This window comes from Exiguobacterium sp. s16 (genome assembly GCF_018618115.1).
GTDB classification, from domain to species: domain Bacteria; phylum Bacillota; class Bacilli; order Exiguobacteriales; family Exiguobacteriaceae; genus Exiguobacterium; species Exiguobacterium mexicanum_A.
In genome coordinates, this window is record NZ_JACSLM010000001.1 from 428,361 (window position 1) to 450,401 (window position 22,041).

The following is a 22,041-nucleotide window of genomic DNA, read 5'->3' on the forward strand; positions in this document are numbered from 1 at the left end:
AAAGTGCGGTACGCACTGCGGAGGCATCCGCATCGCCCCAGGAACGGAGGGTGCCGGCGGTAAGCATCGATTTCTATGCAAGTCACAAACAAGACCACGTCATGTGACGTGGCCTGAACTCATTGCTGGAGTGATTTGACGAGTCGCTCATCCGGCGTAACGTACACCGTCTGCTGATCCGTATAGATGACGAATCCAGGTTTGGCGCCGCTCGGCTTTTTCACGTAGCGCGCTTTCGTGTAATCGACCGGCACACCGCTCGAGGCACGGGCCTTCGAGAAGTAGGCGGCGACTGTCGCGGCTTCGAGCAGCGTCGTCTCGTCAGGCTCGCTCGAACGGATGATGACATGGGATCCAGGAATGTCTTTCACGTGGAGCCAAATCTCATCGCGGCGGGCGAATTTAAACGTCAAATGATCGTTTTGCGTATTGTTCTTCCCGACGAAGAACTCTGTCCCCGTCGACGACGTATACGCTTCGAGCGTGACTTTTTTCGTCTGCTTTTTCTTTTGGCTTCGTTGTTTCATATAGCCGCCTTCGGCCAACTCTTCCCGAATCTCGACGATATCGGCCGGCGAGGCGACATCGAGTTGGGCGACGAGCGTCTCTAAATAGTGAATCTCGGCGTCGTTCAATTCGATTTGCTTTTGCACTTCGATTTTGGCGACTTTCAACTTGTTGTATTTCTTATAGTAGGCTTGTGCGTTTTCGTTTGGCGTCTTGAGCGGATTGAGCGGAATGTCGATCATACCGCCTTCTTCGTCGTAGTAGTCGACGACGTGAGCGACGGTCATGCCTTTCTCAAGTTGGAACAAGTACGTCGTCAACAGTTCACCGTATTTTTGGAGCTCATCGGACCGTTCCGTCGCCTTCAAGTCGTCGAGCAGACGCTTCCGCTTCAAGATGTTCTTCTCGAGCTCGGACTTGAGCAAACGTTCGACATCATGCGCCTGTTGTTTGACGCGGTCCCGGTTCGCTTTTTCATAGAAGAAGCGGTCGAGGACGTCTTTGCTCGTCTCGTAGCGTTCTTCGGCGGTAATCTCTCCTGACGTGAGCACGATCGGACTGAAACGTTCTTTTCCGGAAGCGAGCTGTTGGAAAACGAACGGTCCTTCGAGGTCGGCCATCACACCGATGAACGCCTCTTCGATGCTTGCCCGGTTCGGGAGTTTGGCCCGATGGACGATTTCTTGTGCAATCTGCGGGCTCAGACCTGCGAAACTGGCGACAAGTTGTTTATCAAGTTTTCCGGCATTCCAATCGATTCGCTTCAAGCCGGCCTCACGTTCTGTCAACGGGTCGCACTTGTCTTGGGCCGGCGGCAATAAGTAATCGCTGCCCGGCATGATCGTCCGGTACGTGTTCTGTGACGGTGGCAAGTGCTTGATCGCGTCCAAAATTTTGCCGTCCTCGTTCGTCAACACGACGTTCGAGTGCCGTCCCATCAATTCGATATACACTTTCTTGTTCTCTTCGTCGCCGAGCTCGTTTCGTGAACGAATCGACAAGACGATGACACGGTCACGTCCGATTTGTTCGACCGCCGTGATGAAGCCACCTTCGATATGTTTGCGGAGCATCATGCAAAACATCGGGGGTTCTTGCGGGTTCTTGGTCGGATTATCCGTTAATTGGAGCCGCGCGTACATCGCGTTCGCCGAAACGAGCAATTGGACGCTTTGGCGGTTCGATCGGACTTGAATCATCAAGTCGAGGGAATACGGTTGGTGCACGCGATTGATTCGCCCTCCGACAAGAGCTTGTAATTCTGTTACAACACGATATGTCATTAATCCATCATATGCCACTAGTCTCATCACCTTTGTTCTTTTTCTGTCTCTACGTTATCAGATTCATGGAAAATATGGTACGATGAAGTAGGAAATCCGAACTTCTTCTTGCCGGAACAATTGATTGACTGCTATTATAATTAAATGTGATGTTAGAAGATGGAGGTCTTGCAGTGAATTTTAAAGAACGAGGATTATTAATCGTCTTGTCTGGCCCGAGTGGCGTCGGTAAAGGGACAGTGTGCCGCGTGCTCCGTGAGGAAGAGGACAACAACCTTCAATATTCGGTCTCGGCGACGACCCGGAAACCGCGTGAAGGGGAAGTGGAAGGCGTGCATTACTTCTTTAAGACGAGAGAACAATTTGAAGACATGATCGAGCACGATCAATTGCTCGAACACGCTGAATTTGTCGGCAACTATTATGGGACACCGGTCGAATGGGTTCGTGAGACACTCGAGAGCGGAAGAGACGTCATCCTTGAGATTGAAGTCCAAGGTGCTTTCCAAGTGAAAGAGCGTTTCCCGGAAGCGGTCTTTTTATTCTTGGCTCCGCCAAGCTTGCAAGAACTACGCAACCGCTTAGTCGGTCGAGGTACGGAATCGGAAGATGTGATCAAGCAACGCTTGCTCGTCGCCCGGGAAGAAATTGAATTGATGGATGCATACGATTACGTCGTTACGAATGATGAAGTGGACAAAGCGATTGATCGTATCAAAGCGATCGTGACGGCCGAACATTGTAAACGTGAACGTGTCGCATCTCTCTATAAAAAAGCCATGATGGAGGTCATTTAATGTTATACCCTTCGATTGATGCCTTACAACGTATCATCCCGTCGAAATACACGATCGTGACGGTGGCCGCGAAGCGGGCCCGCCAAATCCAGGACGGAAAAGCAGCGAAAATCGCCGTGCCAAAATCGTATAAGCCGGTCGGTCAAGCGCTAGAAGAAATATTCTCGGGTGACACGACAATCATCACGAACGAAAAAAACAACGGATGAATTGTGACCCAAGTCGGATGCGACTTGGGTCTCATTGTCTATAAGGGGGAGAAATGTGAATGTTGAACGATCGGAATATCTTGCTTTGTGTGAGCGGCGGGATCGCGGCGTATAAGGCGTGCGCGCTCACTTCGAAACTCGTCCAGGCCGGTGCGAACGTGCGCGTGGCGATGACCGCCTCAGCCGAGGAGTTCGTCGGGAAAGCGACGTTTCAGGCGCTCAGCCGCAATCCGGTATACACCGACGTGTTCGAGGAACACGACCCGACCAAAATCGCCCACATCGACGTCGTCGACACGAGTGATTTGATCGTCGTCGCACCTGCCACGGCGAACATGATCGCGAAACTCGCGGCCGGTATTGCCGATGACTTCATCACGACCTCGATTTTAGCGGCCAAATGCCCGATCATCGTCTCACCGGCGATGAACGTCAATATGCTCGAACACCCGGCCACACGCCGCAATATCGAAACGCTCAAAACGTTCGGTTATCAAATCATCGAGCCCGGTGTCGGCAACCTTGCCTGCGGCTGGGTCGGCGGGGGACGTCTGCCGGAACCGGAAGACCTCATCCGGATTATCGAGAGCCAGTTCGTCCCGAAACATCTGCTCGGGAAGCAAGTATTGATCACGGCGGGGCCGACGGTCGAACGCATCGACCCGGTCCGTTTCTTATCGAACGACTCGTCAGGCAAGATGGGCGTCGCGCTCGCCGAGGCGGCCCGCGATATGGGTGCCTTCGTCACGCTCGTCCATGGTCCGCTGCAAGTACCGATTCCGGACGGTGTGACCGCCATCGCCGTCGAATCGGGGAAAGATATGCTCGAGACGGTGCTCGCACGTTTCGATGACCAAGATCTCGTCATCAAATCGGCAGCCGTCGCCGACTATCGTCCGAAGACGGTCCACACCGAGAAACACAAAAAAGTACACGGGCCGTTGACGATCGAGCTTGAAGAGACGACCGATATCTTGAAGACACTCGGTGAGAAGAAGACGCATCAGCTCCTCGTCGGTTTTGCGGCCGAGACGGAGAACCTCGAGCAACATGCACGCGATAAAATCGCCCGTAAGCGGGTCGACTACCTCGTCGCGAATGATGTGTCGCAGCCGGATATCGGTTTCCGCTCTGACGACAACGAGGTCATGTTGTTCCGGGCGGATGGGGCGCATGTCCGCTTGCCTCGTCAAAGCAAACGCGAGCTCGCCGTCGAGTTGCTCACCCACTTTAAGGAAGATTTACGATGATCGCCCACGTCCATGTCGACGCCCCGGTCATCACGATCGATCGTCCGTTCGATTATGAGGTCCCATCCCAGTTCGAGACATTGATCGAGCCGGGCATGCGCGTCTCGGTCCCGTTCGGCTCACGACGCCTGCTCGGGATCGTGACGGGTGTCTCGGAAGGGACACGTGAAGGCTTGAAGCCACTTGAAGCCCTATTAGATGAAGAATCTTCTCTGACGGACGAGTTGCTCGACTTATCGACACACGTGAAAGAGACGACGCTCTGCTTCCGGTCGTCGGCGCTTCTCGCGATGCTGCCGGCGGCGCTGAAAGTGAGCTACGACAAAGAGATTAAAGGCGAGACGCTACCGGACGGCGTCCGGGCCGGTACCCATCTTTCGGAGTACCCGAAAGAGACGCAGTCCATCATCTTGGCGCTCGCCAAAAAAGGGGACATCTTGCTTGCGCCGGTGTTAAAAGAGAAACGGACGGTCAAGACGGACCTCGTCATCGAACTGATTGATGCAACTCTCATCCCGGCCCGTGCGAAGAAACAACAAGAAGCGATTGAGTTGCTAAAGGACGTACCGCGCATGTATTGGTCGTCGTTACGTCAAATCGGGCTATCGCGCGCCCAACTGCAAAAAATGGAGTCGCTCGGTGCCGTCAAAGTGACCGAGGTCGAACTGAATCGCGACCCGTATGCCACGATCGAACAGGTCGTTGAGACGGTCCAATTGAACGAGAGTCAAGCGACGGCCGTTCATGCCATCCGTGACGCGGAAGCCGGGGAGACGTTGCTCCTGCATGGGGTCACCGGCAGTGGGAAGACAGAAGTCTACCTCGAAGCGATCGGTCAAGTCGTTGATGAAGGCAAACAGGCGATTTTGCTCGTGCCGGAGATTTCGCTCACGCCGATGATGGTGAAACGGTTCAAGCGCCGTTTCGGCGACCGGGTCGCTGTGCTTCATAGCGCTTTGTCGCAAGGGGAAAAATATGATGAATGGCGGAAGATCAAGCGGCGTGAAGTCGATGTCGTCGTCGGGGCACGCTCGGCCATCTTCGCCCCGCTCGAGAACATCGGCCTGCTCATCTTAGATGAAGAGCATGAGACGACGTACAAGCAAGAAGAGAACCCGCGCTATCATGCGCGTGACGTTGCGATTTGGCGGGCCCGTTACCATGGTTGCCCGGTCGTCCTGGGTAGTGCGACCCCGTCACTCGAGTCTTACGCCCGCGCTCAAAAAGGCGTCTATCGCTATCTGCAATTGAGTGAGCGGTACGGGGGCGAGATGCCGCCGGTCCATATTATCGATATGCGACGTGAACTCGCCAAAGGCAACACGACGATGTTCTCAGAAGATTTATTTGTCGCCATTAACGACCGCATCGCCAAAAAAGAACAGTGTGTCATCTTGCTCAACCGTCGTGGCTTCACGACGTTCGTCATGTGCCGCGACTGCGGGGAAGGACTCACTTGTCCGCACTGCGCCGTCAACTTGACGTATCACCAACACGGTGACCGGCTCAAATGCCACTACTGCGGCTATGAGATTGGGATGCCATCAAAATGTCCGACATGTGACAGCAAGAAAATCAAACAGTTCGGCACCGGCACGCAAAAGATCGAGACCGAGCTGTTGAACCGCATTCCCGAGGCGCGGATCATCCGGATGGACCAAGACACGACGTCCCGAAAAGGGTCGCACGAGCAACTGTTGAAACGCTTTGAGGATGGAGAAGCCGACATTTTGCTCGGCACCCAAATGATCGCCAAAGGACTCGACTTCCCGAACGTCACGCTCGTCGGGGTGCTCGCGGCGGATGCGACACTCGGCATGCCCGATTTCCGGGCGACCGAGCGCACGTTCCAGCTCGTCACCCAAGTCGCGGGCCGGGCCGGTCGAGGAAGTCTACCAGGTGAGGCATACGTGCAGACATACAATCCCGACCATTACGTCATCGAGACGGCGAGCGAGCACGACTATGAATCCTTTTTCGCTCGTGAGATGCAGTTGCGCCAAGTCGGCAACCATCCACCGTATTGGTACGTCACGCTCGTCACGTTCGCGGCCGAAAGTCCGCTCGTCGCCCAAGCCGAGGCCGAGCTGTTCGCCTCTGATTTCGTCGAGGCGCATGTGGCCCAGTCACGGCTGAACGGACCGATGCCGGCACCGTTGTCTAAACTAAAGAACTTGTTCCGCTATCAGTTGTTCATCAAAACGAAACATCCTGAGGCGCTATATCCGGTCCTCGCCGCGTTGCAACAGGCACGCGCGAAGGCGATCAGTAAAAAAGAGTATCAATTGAGTATCGACGTAAACCCATACGTATTCATGTGAGGTGGAACCAGATGTATAAAGTAGTAGAAATTCCAAATGAAATTTTACGGGTCACGTGTGATCCGGTGACGAAATTTGATAAAAAGTTGCGTCAGACGGTCGACCGACTGTTCGACACGATGTACGAATATGACGGCGTCGGCGTGGCCGCCCCGCAGGTCAACTTGAATCAACGGCTCGCCGTCGTCCATACGGATGATGAGACGGGACCGCTCGTGTTGATCAATCCAGAGATCATCGAGACGTCGGGAAGCGAGGTCGGCCTTGAAGGGTGCTTGAGCATCCCGGGAGAGTTCGGATTCGTCGAACGGCATGAGACGATCGTCGTCAAGACGCAGGATTTGAAGGGCCGCACCCAACAAGTGAAGGCGAGCGGCTTCTTCGCCCGGGCGATTCAACATGAGATCGATCATCTCGACGGGGTGTTGTTCACGGACAAACTCGCCGTGCCGGAAAAAGGGACGGATCAACGCATCGTCTTCATGGGCACTCCGACGTTTGCCGTATCCGTACTTGAGCGCTTGCTCGAAGAAGGATACAATGTCGTAGGTGTCGTCTCGCAACCGGACAAGCCGGTCGGACGAAAACGCGAACTGAAACCGACGCCGGTGAAAGAGTGTGCCCTGCGCCACAACATCCCGGTGTTACAGCCTGAAAAGGTGCGCACCGATTATGCGGACATCTTGGCACTTGAACCGGATTTGATCGTGACGGCGGCGTACGGTCAAATTGTTCCGACCGAACTGTTAGAAGCGCCGAAACATGGAGCCATCAACGTCCATGCCTCGCTCTTGCCGAAACATCGGGGTGGTGCTCCAATCCATCAAGCCATCCTCGACGGAGACAAAGAGACGGGCGTCACGATCATGTACATGGTCGATAAGCTCGATGCCGGCGATATGATTGCCAACACGGTCGTACCAATCGAAGAATTGGACACGGTCGGTACGTTGTTCGACAAGCTCGCGGTCGCAGGGTCTGACTTGTTAATCAAGACGCTTCCTGCTTTCCTTGCTGGTTGGATTGAAGCCGTGCCGCAGGACGAGCGTGACGTCACGTTCGCACCGAACATCAGCCGGGAGCGGGAACAGATTGACTGGACCCGTTCCGGCACAGACATTTATAACCATATCAGAGGGATGAATCCGTTCCCGACGGCGTATACGACGATTGCGGGTGAACGGGTCAAACTGTTCTTCGGGTCGAAGACGTCAGGGACGGGTGAACCGGGAACGATTGTACGGCTTGAAGAGGATGGGTTTGTCGTCGCGACAGGCGACGCGGTCGCTATCAAAGTGATCGATTTGCAACCATCTGGTAAAAAACGAATGGACGGGGCCACATTTATGCGTGGGGCCGGCCAAAAGTTACAAGTCGGCGATCGACTAGGAGGATAATATGAACGTACGAGTTGCAGCGCTTGATACGCTAATCAAAATCGAACAAGGCGGCGCCTATTCGACGATTGCGGTCAACGACCTATTGAAACAAAAAAAATTAGCGACGAAAGACGTCGGCCTCTACACGGAGCTCGTCTACGGGACGCTCGGTCGGAAACGGACGCTCGATTATATTTTAGAGAAGCGGGTCCAAAACCCGAAAAAATTGGACAAATTTGTCTTGCCGCTCTTGCGGATGAGCGTCTATCAACTGTTTTATCTCGACAAGATCCCGGATCGGGCCGTGTTGCATGAAGCGGTTGAAATCGCGAAAAAACGGGGTCATTCGGGAACCGGCAAGTTCGTCAATGGCGTCTTGCGCAACGTCGTCCGGGATGGGTTCCCGGATTTGAGCACGCTGCCAGACGCTGAACGGATTGCCATCGAACATAGCCATCCTGATTGGCTCGTCGCCGAATGGGTGGAGACGTATGGTGTCGAAGCGACCGAGGCGATGTGTAAATTGAACAACGAACCGGCGCCGGTCACAGTCCGGGTCAACCGCCAACGTGTCACCGTTGACGAGATGATTGAACGGCTCGCTGAAGTCGATGTCGTCGCCACGCGGTCGGAACTGTCAGCGGACGGGCTCGTCATCGAGTCCGGAAACGTTCACGCGACGGCGTTCATCGACATGGGCTTGTTGTCGATTCAAGATGAGAGCTCGATGATCGTCGCCGATGCGCTTCAAGCCGCGAAGACAGAACGCGTGCTCGACGCTTGTGCCGCCCCGGGCGGGAAAGCGATGCATACGGCCGAACGCATGGACGGCGGAACGCTCGTCGCGCTCGACTTGCATCCGCATAAAGCGAAGTTGATTGAACGACAAGCGAAGCGTCTGCATATCGATGGAGTGACCGCACTTGCCCTCGATGCCCGTCAGGCCGGTGACAAGTTTGAACCGGAGAGCTTCGATCGGATTTTGCTTGATGTCCCATGTTCAGGACTCGGCGTCATCCGCCGCAAGCCCGATATCAAATGGACAAAAGACAAATCTGCTCTCGCCGGACTGCCGAAAGTCCAGCGTGAAATCATCGACGCCGTCTTGCCACTCCTCAAACGAGGTGGTACGCTAGTGTACTCGACATGTACGATCGACCCGTCTGAGAATGAGCAGCAGGCCGATTACATTTTGTCGAACGGATTGACGTGGGATGAGACACTCCAAGACCGTCTTCCCCAAGTATTGCGCCCGATGGTGTCATCGGACCGCGCTGAACTCAAATTACTCCCGACGACGTTCGGGACGGACGGTTTCTATATCGCCGCATTCAAGAAAGAGGTATAAACATGAATCCAAAAGCAGTTGAAAAAAATCCATTGGTCGGTGCCAAGCCGTCACTCTATTCCCTCACGTATTCAGAACTCGAACAGTGGCTCATCGAAGCAGGAGAAAAATCGTTCCGCGCGAAACAGTTATATGACTGGATGTACGTCAAACGTGTGACATCGTTCGACGATATGACGAACGTCTCTAAACCGCTCCGCGAGAAATTAGACGCGGCGTTCCAATTGACGACGTTGAAAGAACTCGTCCGTCAAGAATCACAGGACGGCACAATCAAGTTCTTGTTCGAGCTTCAAGACGGTTATTCGATCGAGACGGTGCTCATGCGTCACGAGTACGGCAACTCGGTCTGTGTCACGACACAAGTCGGCTGCCGGATTGGTTGCACATTCTGTGCCTCGACACTCGGCGGTTTAAAACGTAACTTAGAAGCCGGTGAAATCACGGCGCAAGTCCTCGACGTCCAACGCGCGCTCGACGCGAGCGGAGAGCGAGTCGACTCGATCGTCGTCATGGGTATCGGCGAACCGTTCGATAACTACGACGAATTGATGCGCTTCTTGCGCACGGTCAACCACGATGACGGCTTGAACATCGGTTCACGCCATATTACGGTGTCGACGAGTGGAATCGTACCGAAGATTTACAAGTTCGCCGATGAAGGGATGCGCATCAACTTCGCCATTTCGCTTCACGCGCCGACGACAGAGATTCGGACTCGTCTCATGCCGATCAACCGTGCCTACAACTTGGATAAGTTGATGGAAGCCGTCAACTACTATACAGAGAAGAGTGGTCGCCGCATCACGTTCGAATACGGTTTATTCGGTGGTGTCAACGACACGGAAGAACACGCCCATCAGTTGGCGGACTTGTTGAAAGGCGTCAAATGTCACGTCAACTTGATTCCAGTCAACCACGTGCTCGAGCGCGACTACGTCCGCACACCACGTAAACAAATTTTTGCCTTTGAAAAAGTGCTCAAAGACCGAAAAGTGAACGTGACGATTCGTCGCGAACAAGGTTCGGATATCGATGCGGCTTGTGGGCAGCTTCGAGCGAAGGAGCGCGAACAAGAAACGAGGTAATCAGGAAGATGGAATTAGCATACCGAACCGACCGGGGGCAAGTGAGAGCGCAAAACGAGGATGCCGTCTTGATTTTAGGGGACGAGCACGCCGGGATCGCACTCGTGGCCGACGGTATGGGAGGGCATGAAGCCGGGGAGGTCGCGAGTCAGCTCGTCATCGAGCAGTTTCGTCGTGCCTTCCCGACGCTTCCGGCCTCACCGATGGAGATGGAGAATTGGTTTCGCCACAATGTGGAACTGGCCAATGAGCAAGTGCTCGATTTCTCGAAACAAGCGAACCTGCTCATGATGGGGACGACGATCGCCGGTGTCTGCTGGCACGACGAGACGATCGTCATCGTCCACGTCGGGGATAGTCGTGTGTATGCCTTGCGTGACGATAAACTTCAGCAGTTGACAGAAGACCATTCCTACGTGAACGTGTTGAAGCAGCTCGGGGAGTTGACCGAGGAAGAGATGCGCGTCCACCCGAAACGTAATATCATCACCCGTGCGATCGGCTCGAAAGAGCATGTCGAACCTGATCTGCAAGTGTTTGCCGAACCCGAGTTTGACACGATTTTAATCTGTACGGACGGCTTGACGACGCATTTGACCGATGACGAGATCAAGCAAGTCTTGGAACGCCCCGTCTCGGCGGACGTCAAGGCGGATCAATTGATCGATCGAGCCAACCGTTTGGGTGGGAGTGACAACATCACTGTTGCCCTCGTCCAGTTCACAGATAGAAAGAGAGGATGAATCCGATGCGAAGTGGAGAACGAATCAACGATCGTTATCGGATCGAACAGCAAATCGGCAGCGGCGGCATGGCAAATGTCTACCGGGCTCACGATGAGATTTTAAACCGAACCGTCGCCATCAAGGTGTTGCGATCTGAATTCTCGCATAATGAACAATTTATACGCCGGTTTGAACGAGAAGCCCATGCGGCGACGAGTCTGAACCATCCGAATATCGTCGCCATTTACGACGTCGGAGACGAACGCGACATCTATTACATCGTCATGGAACATGTCGACGGGATGACGCTGAAACAATATTTGCAAGAAGAGTACATATCTGTCGACGAGGCGCTTCGCATCATGGGACAGATTTGTGATGCGATCGACCATGCCCATGCGAATCGAATCATTCATCGGGACATCAAACCGCAAAACATGATGATTGATCAGAGCGGCAACGTCAAAGTGACGGACTTTGGGATTGCGGTGGCCATGTCGAACGCGACGCTGACCCATACGATGTCGGTCCTCGGGTCGGTCCACTACTTTTCCCCGGAGCAAGCGCGCGGAAAGTTCGCCGATGAGAAGTCAGATATTTATTCGCTCGGCGCCGTGCTCTATGAACTCGTGACCGGCCGGGTGCCGTTCATCGGCGAGACGCCGGTCGCCGTCGCGTTGCAGCATCTGCAAGACGACCCGATTCGACCGATGGATTTGAACCCGAACATCCCGCAAGCGCTCGAGAACTGTATTATGCAGGCGCTCGCGAAGTCACCGGGCGCACGTCATGCCTCGGTCGCCGCGTTTAAAAAGGATTGCATGACGTCACTTGATTCGGAACGTGCGAATGAACCGAAGCGGTCGAATGCTGAGCAAGATGCGTTTGATCAGACGCTCGTCATGGCGCCGGTCGTACCGGATGAGCCAAACGTCAAAGAGGCGCCGGAGCAACCGGTCGCAGCAAGTGAACCCGTGAAAGACAAACCGAAACGGAAGAAGAAGTGGTGGCTTTGGCTCTTGCTTGCGCTCCTGTTGATCGGTGGCGGGATTGGGGCTTACGTCATCGCTGACGAGATGTCCCGTGCCGTCGTGCCGGACGTCGTCGGCATGACGAGCGACGAGGCGACGACCGAGCTCGAAACGGCCGGTTTTGTCGTCGAGGCAACTGAACGGGCAAGTGACAACATCGCCGCTGGCGACGTCATCTCGCAGACACCGCAAGCCGGACGGAAGCCGAAACGTGGGACGACCGTGACGATTGTCGTCTCGGCCGGAAAAGAGACGGTCGAGATGCCGGATGTTGAAGGACTGTCCCAGTCGTCGGCCGAGCGGACGCTCAAAGATCTTGAGTTCACGGACATCGAGATTCAGTCGGAGGCATCCGAGACGGTCGATAGCGGGGATGTCATCTCCCAATCGATCGCCCCAGGCAACGAGGTCGTCCCATCTGAAGAGACGGTGACGCTCGTCGTCTCGACCGGCAGCAATAAAATCGAACTCGCCAACTTGGCGGGCTATACGTTCGAGGAAGCGACAACGTATGCCGAACAGAATAGCTTGAAAATCGTCAAACGTGATGAGTATTCAACGAGCGTTCCTGCGAATCAAATCATCCGTCAACTCCCGACGGCCGGTACGGCAGTCGACCCGGGGACGGAACTGACCGTCATCGTGTCACAAGGGGTAGAACCGACGGACGTCTCGATTGAACGGGAAGTCAACGTCGAAATCGAGCCGCCCGCTGAAGGCGAAGAAGCCGAGGCACTCGAAGTCGTCATTCGGACGGTCGACGCCCGTGGCGAAGTCGAGGTGTTGCGTGATAAGATAACGGAGACAACGACTTACTCGTATACGCTCGTCATCGCACCGGACGAAGTCGGAACCGCGACGATTGAAGTCGACGGCGAAGTCGTTCGCACGGATACGGTGACTTACGCACAAGCAAAAGATTCACAATGAAGAGGTGGCGTGCGCGTCGCCTCTTTTTCTAAGGAGGGAATGGAATGAAAGGTACGATTATTCGATTACAAGGCGGATTTTATGACGTCATGACGGAAGAAAAACAAGAGATCCGTTGTCGCGCCCGCGGCAATTTCCGCAACCGGAACATCTCGCCGGTCGTCGGTGACGATGTCGACATCCAAGACCAAGGGGATGGTACCGGTTATATATTGGCTGTTGACGAGCGGTCGAACCATCTCGTCCGCCCGCCGATTGCCAACATCGATCAAGCGTTCTTGTTATTCTCGGTAAAAGAGCCGGCGTTCTCGTTCCATCTGCTCGACCGTTTCCTCGTCTTGATCGAGTCGAAGCAAGTCCATCCGATTATCGTTTTGACGAAAATGGATTTGTTGACGGAGGCGGAACGGGAGAAGATTCACGAAGCAGCGGCTTTATATCGTTCCATCGGCTATGAGGTCATCGAGACGTCGACCGAGGACGGGTCGGGGATCGAAAAAATCCGCGGGTCGTTTAAGGAGAAGACGAGTGTGTTCGCCGGACAGACCGGGGTCGGTAAGAGTTCGCTCTTGAACGCGGTCGCACCTGAGCTTGAACTTGCAACCGGGAAGATCTCGAAATCACTTGGGCGCGGTAAGCACACGACGCGTCACGTCACGCTGATCACGCTCGCTGACGGGCTCGTGGCCGATACGCCTGGTTTCTCGAGCCTCGAGTTCCCAGAAGAACTCGAAGTCGAAGAGATGCGCTGGTGTTTCCCTGAGTTCGTCGAGCGGCATGATGACTGTAAATTCCGCGGTTGTGCCCATTTGAACGAACCAGGTTGTGCCGTCAAAGCGGCCGTCGAGGCGGGAGAAATCGCTTCCACCCGCTATGAGAATTATGTTACGTTTATGGCAGAGTTAAACGATAGACAACGGAGGTACTAACATGATTAAAATTGCACCATCGATTTTAGCGGCGGACTTCGCCAATTTAGAGGCAGAAGTGAAGGCGGTCCAAGAGGCCGGAGCGGATTACATCCATTTTGACGTCATGGACGGTCAATTCGTCCCGAACATCTCAATCGGCCTACCGGTGTTAGCGAGCTTACGGAAGAAGTCGGACATGGTACTCGACGTCCATTTGATGATCGACCAGCCCGAACGGTTCGTCGAAGATTTCATCAAGGCCGGGGCGGATATCGTCACGGTTCACGTTGAAGCGACGAATCATTTGCATCGCGTGTTGCAACAAATCAAAGCGGCCGGCGCCAAGTGTGGTGTCGTCTTGAATCCGCATACGCCGCTGTCATCGATTGAACACGTGCTCGGTGACGTCGACATGGTGCTCCTCATGACGGTGAACCCTGGCTTTGGGGGCCAGGCATTCATCGAATCGGTCGTCCCGAAAATCTCGGCGCTGAGCGAGATGCGCCAAGCGCGTCGTCTCGACTTTGAAATCGAGATTGACGGCGGTGTCAACGCAGAGACGGCGAAATTATGCATCGACGCTGGCGCTGATGTGCTCGTGGCTGGTTCAGCCATCTATAACGAGCCGAGCTATAAAGACGCAATCGATAGCATTCGTCACGCTTCTCGTGTATAATCGTCGATAGAACAACAAATATTGTCGCAAGGGGTGTCACATTCTGTGGCTGAGAGGCATTTGCTAACCCTTTGAACCTGTTCCGTTCACACGGACGTAGGGATGTGGCGAAAATGCACGTTGCTACTCGATAGCAGCATGGCGTTTACGTCATGCTGCTTTTTGTCGTTCGCTCATATAATAAGGAGGGAATAAGATGAAACAACGTTTAAAACTACAGGCGCTCATTGAAATCTCATTGTTCGCCGCACTCGGCTTGATCTTTGATTTGCTCATCCCGTTCCGGATGCCGCAGGGCGGATCGATCAGCCTGGCGATGTTGCCGATCTTTGTGATGGCGTACCGCCATGGATTAAAAGGCGGACTGGCGACAGGAGCGCTCGTCGGAACGCTGCAACTGCTGTTCGGGGCTTACATCTTCACACCGGTCCAGTTCCTGCTCGACTACACGTTCGCTTACGGTGTCGTCGGGATGGCCGGACTGTTCGCTGGTCAAGTGAAACGGGCCGCCAAGGACGAGGCGAAAAAGACGCTCGTCGTCTACTTGGTGCTCGGGGCGCTCCTCGGTTCTTTGCTTCGCTACGGCGCCCACGTCTTATCAGGGATCGTCTTCTTCGCCGAGTACGCGGAAGGGCCGGTCGTCGCCTATTCGTTCGCTTATAACATGACGTATATGTTGCCGTCCTTCCTCGTGTCGGCCGTCGTCCTCGTTCTCTTGTTCGTCTCGGCACCACGTTTCGCCACGCTCGCGACCCGGGGTCTCCGCTAATGCGGGTGTTGATTGTGGCGGCCAGCCCGGAACCAATCTCGGGACTCCCGCGTGACGTCGATTACATCATCGGCGTCGACGGGGGATACGAGACACTGTTGAACCACGGGCTGAACCCGGATCTCGTCGTCGGCGATTTCGATTCCTTCACGGGCGAAGTGCCGATTGACGCCGTCCGTTACCCATCTGAAAAAGACGTGACCGACCTCGAGATTGCGCTCGAGGCGGCCCGTGGACACGGGGCGACGGAGATGCTCGTGTACGGCGCTCTCGGTGGACGCCTCGACATGACGCTCGGCAATATCGGACTGCTCGAGGCATATCCAGAGATGCGTTTGTTCACGGCCGGGCAAACCATTCGTCTTGTTGGAGCTGGGCGTCACGAGCTCCCACGTCAAGCTGATCATTATTTGTCGCTCATCCCGTGGAAGCGGGCGAACGTGTCAATCCGCGGCGTCAAATATCCGCTCGACCGTCACGATGTCGTCAGCCATGAGGCGCTCACGATCTCGAACGAGTGGGCCGGCGAATCAGCGGATTTGATCGTGCACGAAGGTATGGTCCTCGTGCTGTATATCAAAAAATGAACACAAAAAAATCCCATCGGCGAATGCCGCTGGGATTTATTTCGTTCGTGTATAAAAATTATACGCGTTCAACGAGACCTGATTTAAGAGCGCGAGCTGAAACCCAAACTCGTTTAGGTTTACCGTCAACGAGAATACGAACTTTTTGTACGTTTACACCCCAAGTGCGTTTTGTCTTGTTGAGTGCGTGCGAACGGTTGTTACCTGATTTAGGTGATTTACCTGTTACGTAGCATTTACGTGCCATGCGTTTCCCCTCCTTTTTTATGTGGGTTCGTCCTAATAGACACTCGTTTATATTAGCACGGGTTTTTTCACGATGCAACTAGAAAATCATAGGATGACAAGAAAAAAACTTGACATTACTGGAAAGGATTTTAATAATGAATGAGGGTTACGGCTACAATTGACCGAGTTTATGGAGCAGGTTCTTTTAATAACTAGGTACTTATTGTAGAATGTAGTGAAGGAATCATTCCGAATGAAGGAGGCTACTCCATATGGCAATTGAAATGAAGACAACATATGGCAATATTGACATCACGAACGACGTGGTCGCAACACTCGCAGGCGGTGCGGCGATGGAATGTTTCGGCGTTGTGGGAATGGCGTCTCAAGCTCAATTGAAAGACGGGATTGCAGAACTATTGAAGCGTGAAAACTACGCCCGAGGCGTGGTCGTACGTCAAGATGGAGAAGACGTACATATCGACATGCACATCATTGTGAGTTACGGGACGAAAGTGTCGGAAGTCGCATATAACGTGCAAAGCCGTGTAAAATACACGCTCGGTGAAACTTTAGGATTAAACGTTTCGTCGGTAAACATATTCGTACAAGGCGTTCGTCTGACGAATGACTGACGAGAACGAAGGAGGATTTGGTGTGGGTTTAAAACGTTTAGATGGATTGGTGTTCGCGAACATGGTCGCGAACGGTGCAGCCAACTTGAGCCAGAATGCGGATTATGTAGATTCGCTTAACGTCTTCCCGGTGCCGGATGGCGACACGGGGACGAACATGAATTTGACGATGACATCGGGTGCGAAGGAAGTGGCCGCACTCAACACGGCAAATATCGCTGACGTCTCATCGAAGTTTGCACGTGGTCTCTTGATGGGGGCACGCGGGAACTCCGGTGTTATTTTAAGCCAATTGTTCCGTGGCTTCGGTAAAGCGATCGAAGGAAAGACCGAAGTGTCGACAGTCGATTTCGCTGAGGCATTGAAACGTGGTGTCGACACGGCATACAAGGCGGTTATGAAACCGGTTGAAGGAACGATTTTGACGGTTGCTCGTGAAGCGGCCGACGAAGCGCTCCGTGCTTCAGAGTCGACGAGCGACTTCAACGAGTTCATGGAACGTGTGATCGTGGAAGCGAAAGCTTCACTCGAGCGGACGCCGGACTTATTGCCGGTCTTAAAAGAAGTCGGCGTCGTCGATTCGGGCGGCCAAGGCTTGCTCGTTATTTATGAAGGGTTCCTTGCGAGCCTCGAAGGAAAAGAGCTCGAGAAGCCACATGCACCGGTCATGGATGCGCTCATCGAAGCCGAACATCATGCCCACGCCGCGCAAGGATTCATGTCGACCGAAGACATCGAGTTCGGTTATTGCACGGAAATCATGGTTCGTTTCCAAGATGCGAAGTTGAAGGATGCCCCGTTCAACGAGGACGCGTTCCGCAACGAACTGTCTGAACTCGGGGACTCACTCCTCGTCGTCGCAGATGAAGAGTTGCTTAAAGTTCACGTTCACGTCGAGACGCCAGGCGACGTCATCACGAAAGGACAGCGTTACGGTGAACTCGTCGCTGTCAAAATCGAGAATATGCGTCAACAGCACTCGACCATCTTAGAAGAAGAGCACGGCGCGAACCAACATGGCGTCCAACCGACGGCTCCGAAGGCGAAAGCACCGTATGCGATCGTCACGGTCGCCATGGGTGAAGGCGTCAGCGACTTGTTCCGTTCACTCGGTGCGGCTCACGTCATCGAAGGCGGTCAGACGATGAACCCGTCGACGGAAGATATCGTCAAGGCGATCGAAGCGGCCAACGCGGACCATGTCTTCATCTTCCCGAACAACTCGAACATCATCATGGCTGCCGAACAAGCGGCATCGGTCGCACCTTGCGGCGTCTCGGTCATTCCGACGAAGACGGTGCCACAAGGACTTGCGGCAGCGATCGCGTTCAACCCGGAAGCCGATGTGGAGACGAACGAAAGCGTCATGAAGACGGCGGCTAGTACCGTCAAGTCTGGTCAAGTGACGTATGCGGTTCGTGATACGAGCATCGACGGTGTCGAGATTCGTAAAGACGACCACATGGCGATCGCCGAGAAGAAAATCGTCGCCTCATCGGCCTCGAGCCTCGAAGCGGCGAAGAAATTAGTCGACGCCCTCGTCGATGCCGACGATGAGATCATCACGATCCTGACGGGCGAAGGTTCGTCAGCAGAAGACGTGGAGGCACTCTCGGCGTACATCGAGTCGAAGAACGACGAGATCGAAATCGAGGTTCATGACGGGAAGCAACCGCTCTACTCCTACATTTTTAGTGTGGAATAAGCTGTAACTCAGCCCTACCTTCTGTATAATGAAGGTAGGGTTTTTTTGAAAGGGGGAAATGCGATGAAATATCGCAGTGTGTTTGATATCATCGGACCGGTCATGGTCGGTCCATCGAGTTCGCATACGGCGGGCGCCGCCCGCATCGGTCTCATGGCCGGAAAACTGTTCGGGCGGACGCCACGGCTCGCGCACATCACGTTTTATGGGTCGTTCGCCGATACGTATCGGGGACACGGGACCGATGTGGCCATCGTCGGTGGCATCATGGGCTTCGATACGTTCGACTTACGGATCCCGCAAGCGCTCGATCTCGCGAAAGAACGTGGCATCGAGGTCGTCTTTGAGACGAGCGATGCGCTGACGGATCATCCGAACACGGCCCGCGTCCGCCTAGAAGACGAGGACGGCACGTTTGAGATCGTCGGGATTTCAATCGGCGGCGGGACGATCGAGATCACCGAGTTGAACGGATTCCCGCTCAAATTGTCGGGCGGCGGGCCGGCACTCGTCGTCTTGCACCACGATCGCTTCGGGGCGATCGCGGCCGTGACGGGGATTTTGGCCAGACACGAGCTGAACATCGGCCATATGGAAGTGAGCCGTCATGAGAAAGGCAAGCAAGCGCTCATGGCGATCGAGATTGATGATCATTTGTCAAAAGACGTGTTAGCGGAAATCGAGCGGTTACCTCAAATCGAGCGGGTAGCCATCTTTGGGGAATAAGGAGACACCAATATGTTTAAATCAGTAGAAGAATTAGTCAGAACGGCAACAGAGCGGGGCATCCCGATCTCAGAAGTGATGATTGAGCAAGAAGTACACGTCAGACGCTCGACGCGTGAAGACGTCGTCGGCATGATGGAACGCAACCTCGAGGTGATGGAAGAGGCGGTTGCGCGGGCACTCGAAGGCGTGACGTCCGTGACGGGGTTGACGGGGAATGACGCCGTGCTCATGACCGACTATATCCGCTCGGGCAAGTCGCTCGCTGGGAATTTGATTTTAGACGCGGTCGCCAAAGCGATCGGGACGAATGAAGTCAACGCGGCGATGGGACGCATCTGTGCAACCCCGACGGCCGGTAGCGCCGGTGTCGTACCGGGTACGTTGTTTGCGGTCAAAGAACGTCTGGAGATGGACCGCGAGGCAATGGTCCGGTACTTGTTCACGTCTGGTGCGTTCGGGTTCGTCGTGGCCAACAACGCCTCGATTTCAGGGGCGGCCGGTGGTTGTCAGGCGGAAGTCGGTTCGGCGACCGGAATGGCCGCGGCGGCCATCGTCGAAGCAGCCGGTGGGACGCCGGAACAATCGGCGACGGCGTTTGCGATCGCCTTGAAAAACATGCTTGGTCTCGTCTGTGACCCGGTGGCGGGTCTCGTCGAAGTGCCGTGTGTCAAACGGAACGCCATGGGTGGAGCGAACGCGATTGTCGCGGCCGATATGGCCCTCGCTGGTATCACGTCTCGCATCCCTTGTGACGAGGTCATCTCGGCGATGCATGAGATCGGCCAGATGATGCCGACCGCGTTGAAAGAGACAGCCCGCGGCGGACTTGCCAATACGCCGACGGCCCGCCGTCTCGAACGAAACATCTTTGGAGAGAAAGAAAATGTCGAGAAGTGAGGCGCTGACGACGCTCAAAGGGGTCGGGCCAGAGATGGCCAAAAAATTAGAGACGATGGGTCTCGAACGAATCGAGGACGTGCTGGAGCACGTCCCGTTTCGTTATGAAAATTATAATAGCGGCACGGTGACGACGGCCATCCACGGCGATCTCGTCAAATGGAGCGGAACCGTCCAAGCGGAACCGCTCGTCCGTTATTACAGTAAAGGCAAGAACCGGCTCCAATTTCGGCTATTGCTCGAGGAACGCTACGTCGTCCACGTGACGATGTTCAACCGGGCGTTCTATAAAGACAAGCTCACGCTCGGCGCCACCGTGACGGTCAAAGGGAAATGGGACATGAACCGGATGACAATCAGCGCGACCGACCTCGAGTTCGGTGAACTGTCGGACGGGCTGCAACCGATTTATTCGCTTCGGGCCGGGTTGACCCAGAAGAACTTCAGCCGGATCGTCAAGCTTGCGTTTGAACAGACGACCTCGTTCGAGGACCGCCTGCCGGAATTGATTCGGCAACGCTATCGTCTCGAGGACCGGGAGACGATGTTAAAAGGGATGCATTTCCCTGATTCGGTCGAGACGTACAAACAGGCACGCCGCAGTTACGTCTATGAAGAATGTCTGCTCTATCAATTGAAGCTTCAGGCGTTCCGGAAGATGGAACGGTCGGGTAAAGGCCGTGCCCTCACGCTCGATAAGCCTCAATTGAACGAATTCGTCAAACAACTTGCGTTTCCGTTGACCGGGGCGCAGACGCGTGTCATCCGGGAAATCGTCGGGGATTTAGAAGTGCCAGAACGAATGAATCGGTTGCTACAAGGGGATGTCGGGAGCGGAAAGACAGTCGTTGCCGCGATCGCCTTGTATGCGACGGTGAGCGCCGGCTATCAAGGGGCGCTCATGGTCCCGACCGAAATTTTGGCTGAACAGCATCTCGCCTCGCTTCAAGCGCTGTTTGAGCCGTACGGGATTCGAGTCGGTTTATTGACGAGTTCGGTCAAAGGCAAGGCCCGTACTGAGTTGCTTCAGGCCATCAAAGCGGGGGACGTCGATATCATCGTCGGGACGCACGCCTTGATCCAAGGGCCGGTCGAGTTCTCGCGCCTACATTTAGCCATCACCGACGAGCAACACCGGTTCGGAGTCGAACAGCGCAAGATGCTCCGTGACAAGGCGGAGCTCGCCGACGTGCTCTATATGACGGCGACACCGATTCCACGGACGCTCGCTATCAGTGCTTTCGGCGAGATGGACGTTTCGACGATCGATGAGATGCCGGCCGGCCGGAAACCGATCGAGACGTATTGGGCCAAGACCGACCAAATCGATCGGGTCCACGCGATGGTCGACCGTGAACTGACGCTTGGACGCCAAGCTTACGTGATTGCCCCGCTCATCGAGGAATCGGACACGCTCGAGGTCGAGAGTGCGACTGCGCTCTACGAAGTGTTGCGGGAACGTTTCCCAAACTACGCGGTCGGTCTCATGCACGGAAAACTGTCGAGCACCGAGAAAGATGACGTGATGAAGGCGTTCGCCAGCAATGCCCTCCAAATCCTCGTCTCGACGACGGTTGTCGAGGTCGGCGTGAACGTCCCGAACGCCTCGCTGATCATCATCCATGATGCGGAGCGGTTCGGCTTGGCGCAACTACACCAGTTGCGCGGACGCGTCGGTCGAGGCGCCGACCAATCTTATTGTATATTGGTAGGGGACCCGAAGTCCGATGTCGGCAAACTTCGTTTGAAGACGATGACGGAGACGAACGATGGATTCGTCTTGGCCGAGAAAGACTTGGAATTGCGCGGGGCCGGTGATTTCTTTGGGACGGCCCAAAGCGGTCTTCCGAGCTTCCGCGTCGCCGATCCCGTACTTGATTTAAAAGTGATGGAGGTAGCGATGCAAGACGCGGTTCGTCTGCTCGGCAGCGAGGCGTTTTGGAATGAAGCGACGTATGCGCCGCTCCGTCAATACTTGAAGCGACTCGACTTACTCGTCGGGAGCCGCTTGGAATGAGAAACAACACTTGAAAATA

At 54.7% G+C, this 22,041-nt stretch carries 20 protein-coding genes, 1 pseudogene and 1 riboswitch; of the genes and pseudogenes, 19 read left to right on the forward strand and 2 right to left on the reverse strand.

Going from position 1 to position 22,041, the window contains the following annotated elements:
- Positions 1–119: 119 nt before the first annotated feature.
- Entirely contained in the window at positions 120–1,808 is a 1,689-nt protein-coding gene (locus tag KNP86_RS02230) for an Rqc2 family fibronectin-binding protein (RefSeq protein ID WP_138859638.1), read from the reverse strand.
- A 131-nt stretch (positions 1,809–1,939) separates the two neighbouring features.
- Here KNP86_RS02230 and gmk point away from each other — a divergent pair, with 131 nt between their 5' ends.
- From gmk to KNP86_RS02295, 14 genes and pseudogenes are all read left to right on the forward strand, one after another.
- Positions 1,940–2,587: a guanylate kinase gene (gene gmk / locus KNP86_RS02235; protein ID WP_052090097.1), complete on the forward strand. Its 648-nt coding sequence runs from the start codon at positions 1,940–1,942 to the stop codon at positions 2,585–2,587.
- Entirely contained in the window at positions 2,587–2,796 is a 210-nt protein-coding gene (gene rpoZ / locus KNP86_RS02240) for a DNA-directed RNA polymerase subunit omega (RefSeq protein ID WP_034777123.1), read from the forward strand. Before gmk ends, rpoZ begins: the two co-directional genes overlap by 1 nt.
- 59 nt (positions 2,797–2,855) lie before the next feature.
- On the forward strand, positions 2,856–4,046 hold the full coding sequence (gene coaBC / locus KNP86_RS02245) for a bifunctional phosphopantothenoylcysteine decarboxylase/phosphopantothenate--cysteine ligase CoaBC (RefSeq protein WP_214752678.1): 1,191 nt from the start codon (positions 2,856–2,858) through the stop codon (positions 4,044–4,046).
- Positions 4,043–6,367: a primosomal protein N' gene (gene priA, locus KNP86_RS02250; RefSeq protein ID WP_214752680.1), complete on the forward strand. Its 2,325-nt coding sequence runs from the start codon at positions 4,043–4,045 to the stop codon at positions 6,365–6,367. The genes coaBC and priA overlap by 4 nt, the downstream gene beginning before the upstream one ends.
- 11 nt (positions 6,368–6,378) lie before the next feature.
- A pseudogene (def, locus tag KNP86_RS15750) lies at positions 6,379–6,810 on the forward strand (peptide deformylase); the annotation flags it as partial.
- Between the two features lie 39 nt (positions 6,811–6,849).
- On the forward strand, positions 6,850–7,764 hold the full coding sequence (fmt, locus tag KNP86_RS02255) for a methionyl-tRNA formyltransferase (RefSeq protein ID WP_308162237.1): 915 nt from the start codon (positions 6,850–6,852) through the stop codon (positions 7,762–7,764).
- Position 7,765: 1 nt separating this feature from the next.
- Positions 7,766–9,094, forward strand: a complete 1,329-nt coding sequence (rsmB, locus tag KNP86_RS02260; protein WP_034777128.1) for a 16S rRNA (cytosine(967)-C(5))-methyltransferase RsmB — start codon at positions 7,766–7,768, stop codon at positions 9,092–9,094.
- A 2-nt stretch (positions 9,095–9,096) separates the two neighbouring features.
- On the forward strand, positions 9,097–10,182 hold the full coding sequence (gene rlmN / locus KNP86_RS02265; protein WP_034777130.1) for a dual-specificity RNA methyltransferase RlmN: 1,086 nt from the start codon (positions 9,097–9,099) through the stop codon (positions 10,180–10,182).
- A gap of 8 nt (positions 10,183–10,190) precedes the next feature.
- The gene (locus KNP86_RS02270; protein WP_034777132.1) at positions 10,191–10,925 is read left to right on the forward strand and encodes a Stp1/IreP family PP2C-type Ser/Thr phosphatase; all 735 of its coding nucleotides are present in this window, start codon (positions 10,191–10,193) and stop codon (positions 10,923–10,925) included.
- A gap of 5 nt (positions 10,926–10,930) precedes the next feature.
- Positions 10,931–12,868, forward strand: coding sequence for a Stk1 family PASTA domain-containing Ser/Thr kinase (pknB, locus tag KNP86_RS02275; RefSeq protein WP_214752682.1), 1,938 nt, complete (start codon positions 10,931–10,933; stop codon positions 12,866–12,868).
- 44 nt (positions 12,869–12,912) lie between these two features.
- Positions 12,913–13,797: a ribosome small subunit-dependent GTPase A gene (gene rsgA, locus KNP86_RS02280; RefSeq protein WP_214752684.1), complete on the forward strand. Its 885-nt coding sequence runs from the start codon at positions 12,913–12,915 to the stop codon at positions 13,795–13,797.
- A gap of 1 nt (position 13,798) precedes the next feature.
- Positions 13,799–14,455 (forward strand): ribulose-phosphate 3-epimerase, encoded by a 657-nt coding sequence (gene rpe, locus KNP86_RS02285; protein WP_214752686.1) that lies wholly within the window; start codon positions 13,799–13,801, stop codon positions 14,453–14,455.
- A 19-nt stretch (positions 14,456–14,474) separates the two neighbouring features.
- Positions 14,475–14,575, forward strand: a riboswitch (TPP riboswitch).
- 76 nt (positions 14,576–14,651) lie between these two features.
- A complete protein-coding gene (gene thiT, locus KNP86_RS02290) occupies positions 14,652–15,224 on the forward strand; it encodes an energy-coupled thiamine transporter ThiT (RefSeq protein WP_034777141.1) in 573 nt (190 codons plus the stop codon).
- Complete coding sequence (locus tag KNP86_RS02295) at positions 15,224–15,811, forward strand: thiamine diphosphokinase (RefSeq protein ID WP_214752688.1); 588 nt, start codon at positions 15,224–15,226, stop codon at positions 15,809–15,811. The genes thiT and KNP86_RS02295 overlap by 1 nt, the downstream gene beginning before the upstream one ends.
- Before the next feature lie 58 nt (positions 15,812–15,869).
- Here KNP86_RS02295 and rpmB read toward each other — a convergent pair whose 3' ends face one another.
- Positions 15,870–16,058, reverse strand: a complete 189-nt coding sequence (gene rpmB / locus KNP86_RS02300; protein ID WP_015881349.1) for a 50S ribosomal protein L28 — start codon at positions 16,056–16,058, stop codon at positions 15,870–15,872.
- Between the two features lie 253 nt (positions 16,059–16,311).
- On the opposite strand from rpmB, the gene KNP86_RS02305 reads away from it, so the two are divergent.
- The 5 genes from KNP86_RS02305 to recG all read left to right on the forward strand — a co-directional run bounded on the left by KNP86_RS02305 (position 16,312) and on the right by recG (position 22,022).
- Positions 16,312–16,674, forward strand: a complete 363-nt coding sequence (locus tag KNP86_RS02305) for an Asp23/Gls24 family envelope stress response protein (RefSeq protein ID WP_016509701.1) — start codon at positions 16,312–16,314, stop codon at positions 16,672–16,674.
- Between the two features lie 22 nt (positions 16,675–16,696).
- Complete coding sequence (locus KNP86_RS02310; protein ID WP_034777143.1) at positions 16,697–18,379, forward strand: DAK2 domain-containing protein; 1,683 nt, start codon at positions 16,697–16,699, stop codon at positions 18,377–18,379.
- Between the two features lie 63 nt (positions 18,380–18,442).
- Positions 18,443–19,105, forward strand: coding sequence for an L-serine ammonia-lyase, iron-sulfur-dependent subunit beta (gene sdaAB / locus KNP86_RS02315; RefSeq protein WP_034777144.1), 663 nt, complete (start codon positions 18,443–18,445; stop codon positions 19,103–19,105).
- A gap of 12 nt (positions 19,106–19,117) precedes the next feature.
- The gene (gene sdaAA, locus KNP86_RS02320; RefSeq protein ID WP_214752690.1) at positions 19,118–20,005 is read left to right on the forward strand and encodes an L-serine ammonia-lyase, iron-sulfur-dependent, subunit alpha; all 888 of its coding nucleotides are present in this window, start codon (positions 19,118–19,120) and stop codon (positions 20,003–20,005) included.
- Positions 19,992–22,022 carry an ATP-dependent DNA helicase RecG gene (gene recG, locus KNP86_RS02325; RefSeq protein WP_214752692.1) on the forward strand — a complete coding sequence of 677 codons (2,031 nt, stop codon included), beginning with the start codon at positions 19,992–19,994 and terminating at the stop codon, positions 22,020–22,022. The genes sdaAA and recG overlap by 14 nt, the downstream gene beginning before the upstream one ends.
- Positions 22,023–22,041: the final 19 nt, after the last annotated feature.

Coding starts and splice junctions, on each gene's coding strand:
- gmk (WP_052090097.1), top strand. CDS start 1,940: ATGTTAGAAGATGGAGGTCTTGCAGTGAATTTTAAAGAACGAGGATTA.
- rpoZ (WP_034777123.1), top strand. CDS start 2,587: ATGTTATACCCTTCGATTGATGCCTTACAACGTATCATCCCGTCGAAA.
- coaBC (WP_214752678.1), top strand. CDS start 2,856: ATGTTGAACGATCGGAATATCTTGCTTTGTGTGAGCGGCGGGATCGCG.
- priA (WP_214752680.1), top strand. CDS start 4,043: ATGATCGCCCACGTCCATGTCGACGCCCCGGTCATCACGATCGATCGT.
- fmt (WP_308162237.1), top strand. CDS start 6,850: ATGGGCACTCCGACGTTTGCCGTATCCGTACTTGAGCGCTTGCTCGAA.
- rsmB (WP_034777128.1), top strand. CDS start 7,766: ATGAACGTACGAGTTGCAGCGCTTGATACGCTAATCAAAATCGAACAA.
- rlmN (WP_034777130.1), top strand. CDS start 9,097: ATGAATCCAAAAGCAGTTGAAAAAAATCCATTGGTCGGTGCCAAGCCG.
- KNP86_RS02270 (WP_034777132.1), top strand. CDS start 10,191: ATGGAATTAGCATACCGAACCGACCGGGGGCAAGTGAGAGCGCAAAAC.
- pknB (WP_214752682.1), top strand. CDS start 10,931: ATGCGAAGTGGAGAACGAATCAACGATCGTTATCGGATCGAACAGCAA.
- rsgA (WP_214752684.1), top strand. CDS start 12,913: ATGAAAGGTACGATTATTCGATTACAAGGCGGATTTTATGACGTCATG.
- rpe (WP_214752686.1), top strand. CDS start 13,799: ATGATTAAAATTGCACCATCGATTTTAGCGGCGGACTTCGCCAATTTA.
- thiT (WP_034777141.1), top strand. CDS start 14,652: ATGAAACAACGTTTAAAACTACAGGCGCTCATTGAAATCTCATTGTTC.
- KNP86_RS02295 (WP_214752688.1), top strand. CDS start 15,224: ATGCGGGTGTTGATTGTGGCGGCCAGCCCGGAACCAATCTCGGGACTC.
- rpmB (WP_015881349.1), bottom strand. CDS start 16,058: ATGGCACGTAAATGCTACGTAACAGGTAAATCACCTAAATCAGGTAAC.
- KNP86_RS02305 (WP_016509701.1), top strand. CDS start 16,312: ATGGCAATTGAAATGAAGACAACATATGGCAATATTGACATCACGAAC.
- sdaAB (WP_034777144.1), top strand. CDS start 18,443: ATGAAATATCGCAGTGTGTTTGATATCATCGGACCGGTCATGGTCGGT.
- sdaAA (WP_214752690.1), top strand. CDS start 19,118: ATGTTTAAATCAGTAGAAGAATTAGTCAGAACGGCAACAGAGCGGGGC.
- recG (WP_214752692.1), top strand. CDS start 19,992: ATGTCGAGAAGTGAGGCGCTGACGACGCTCAAAGGGGTCGGGCCAGAG.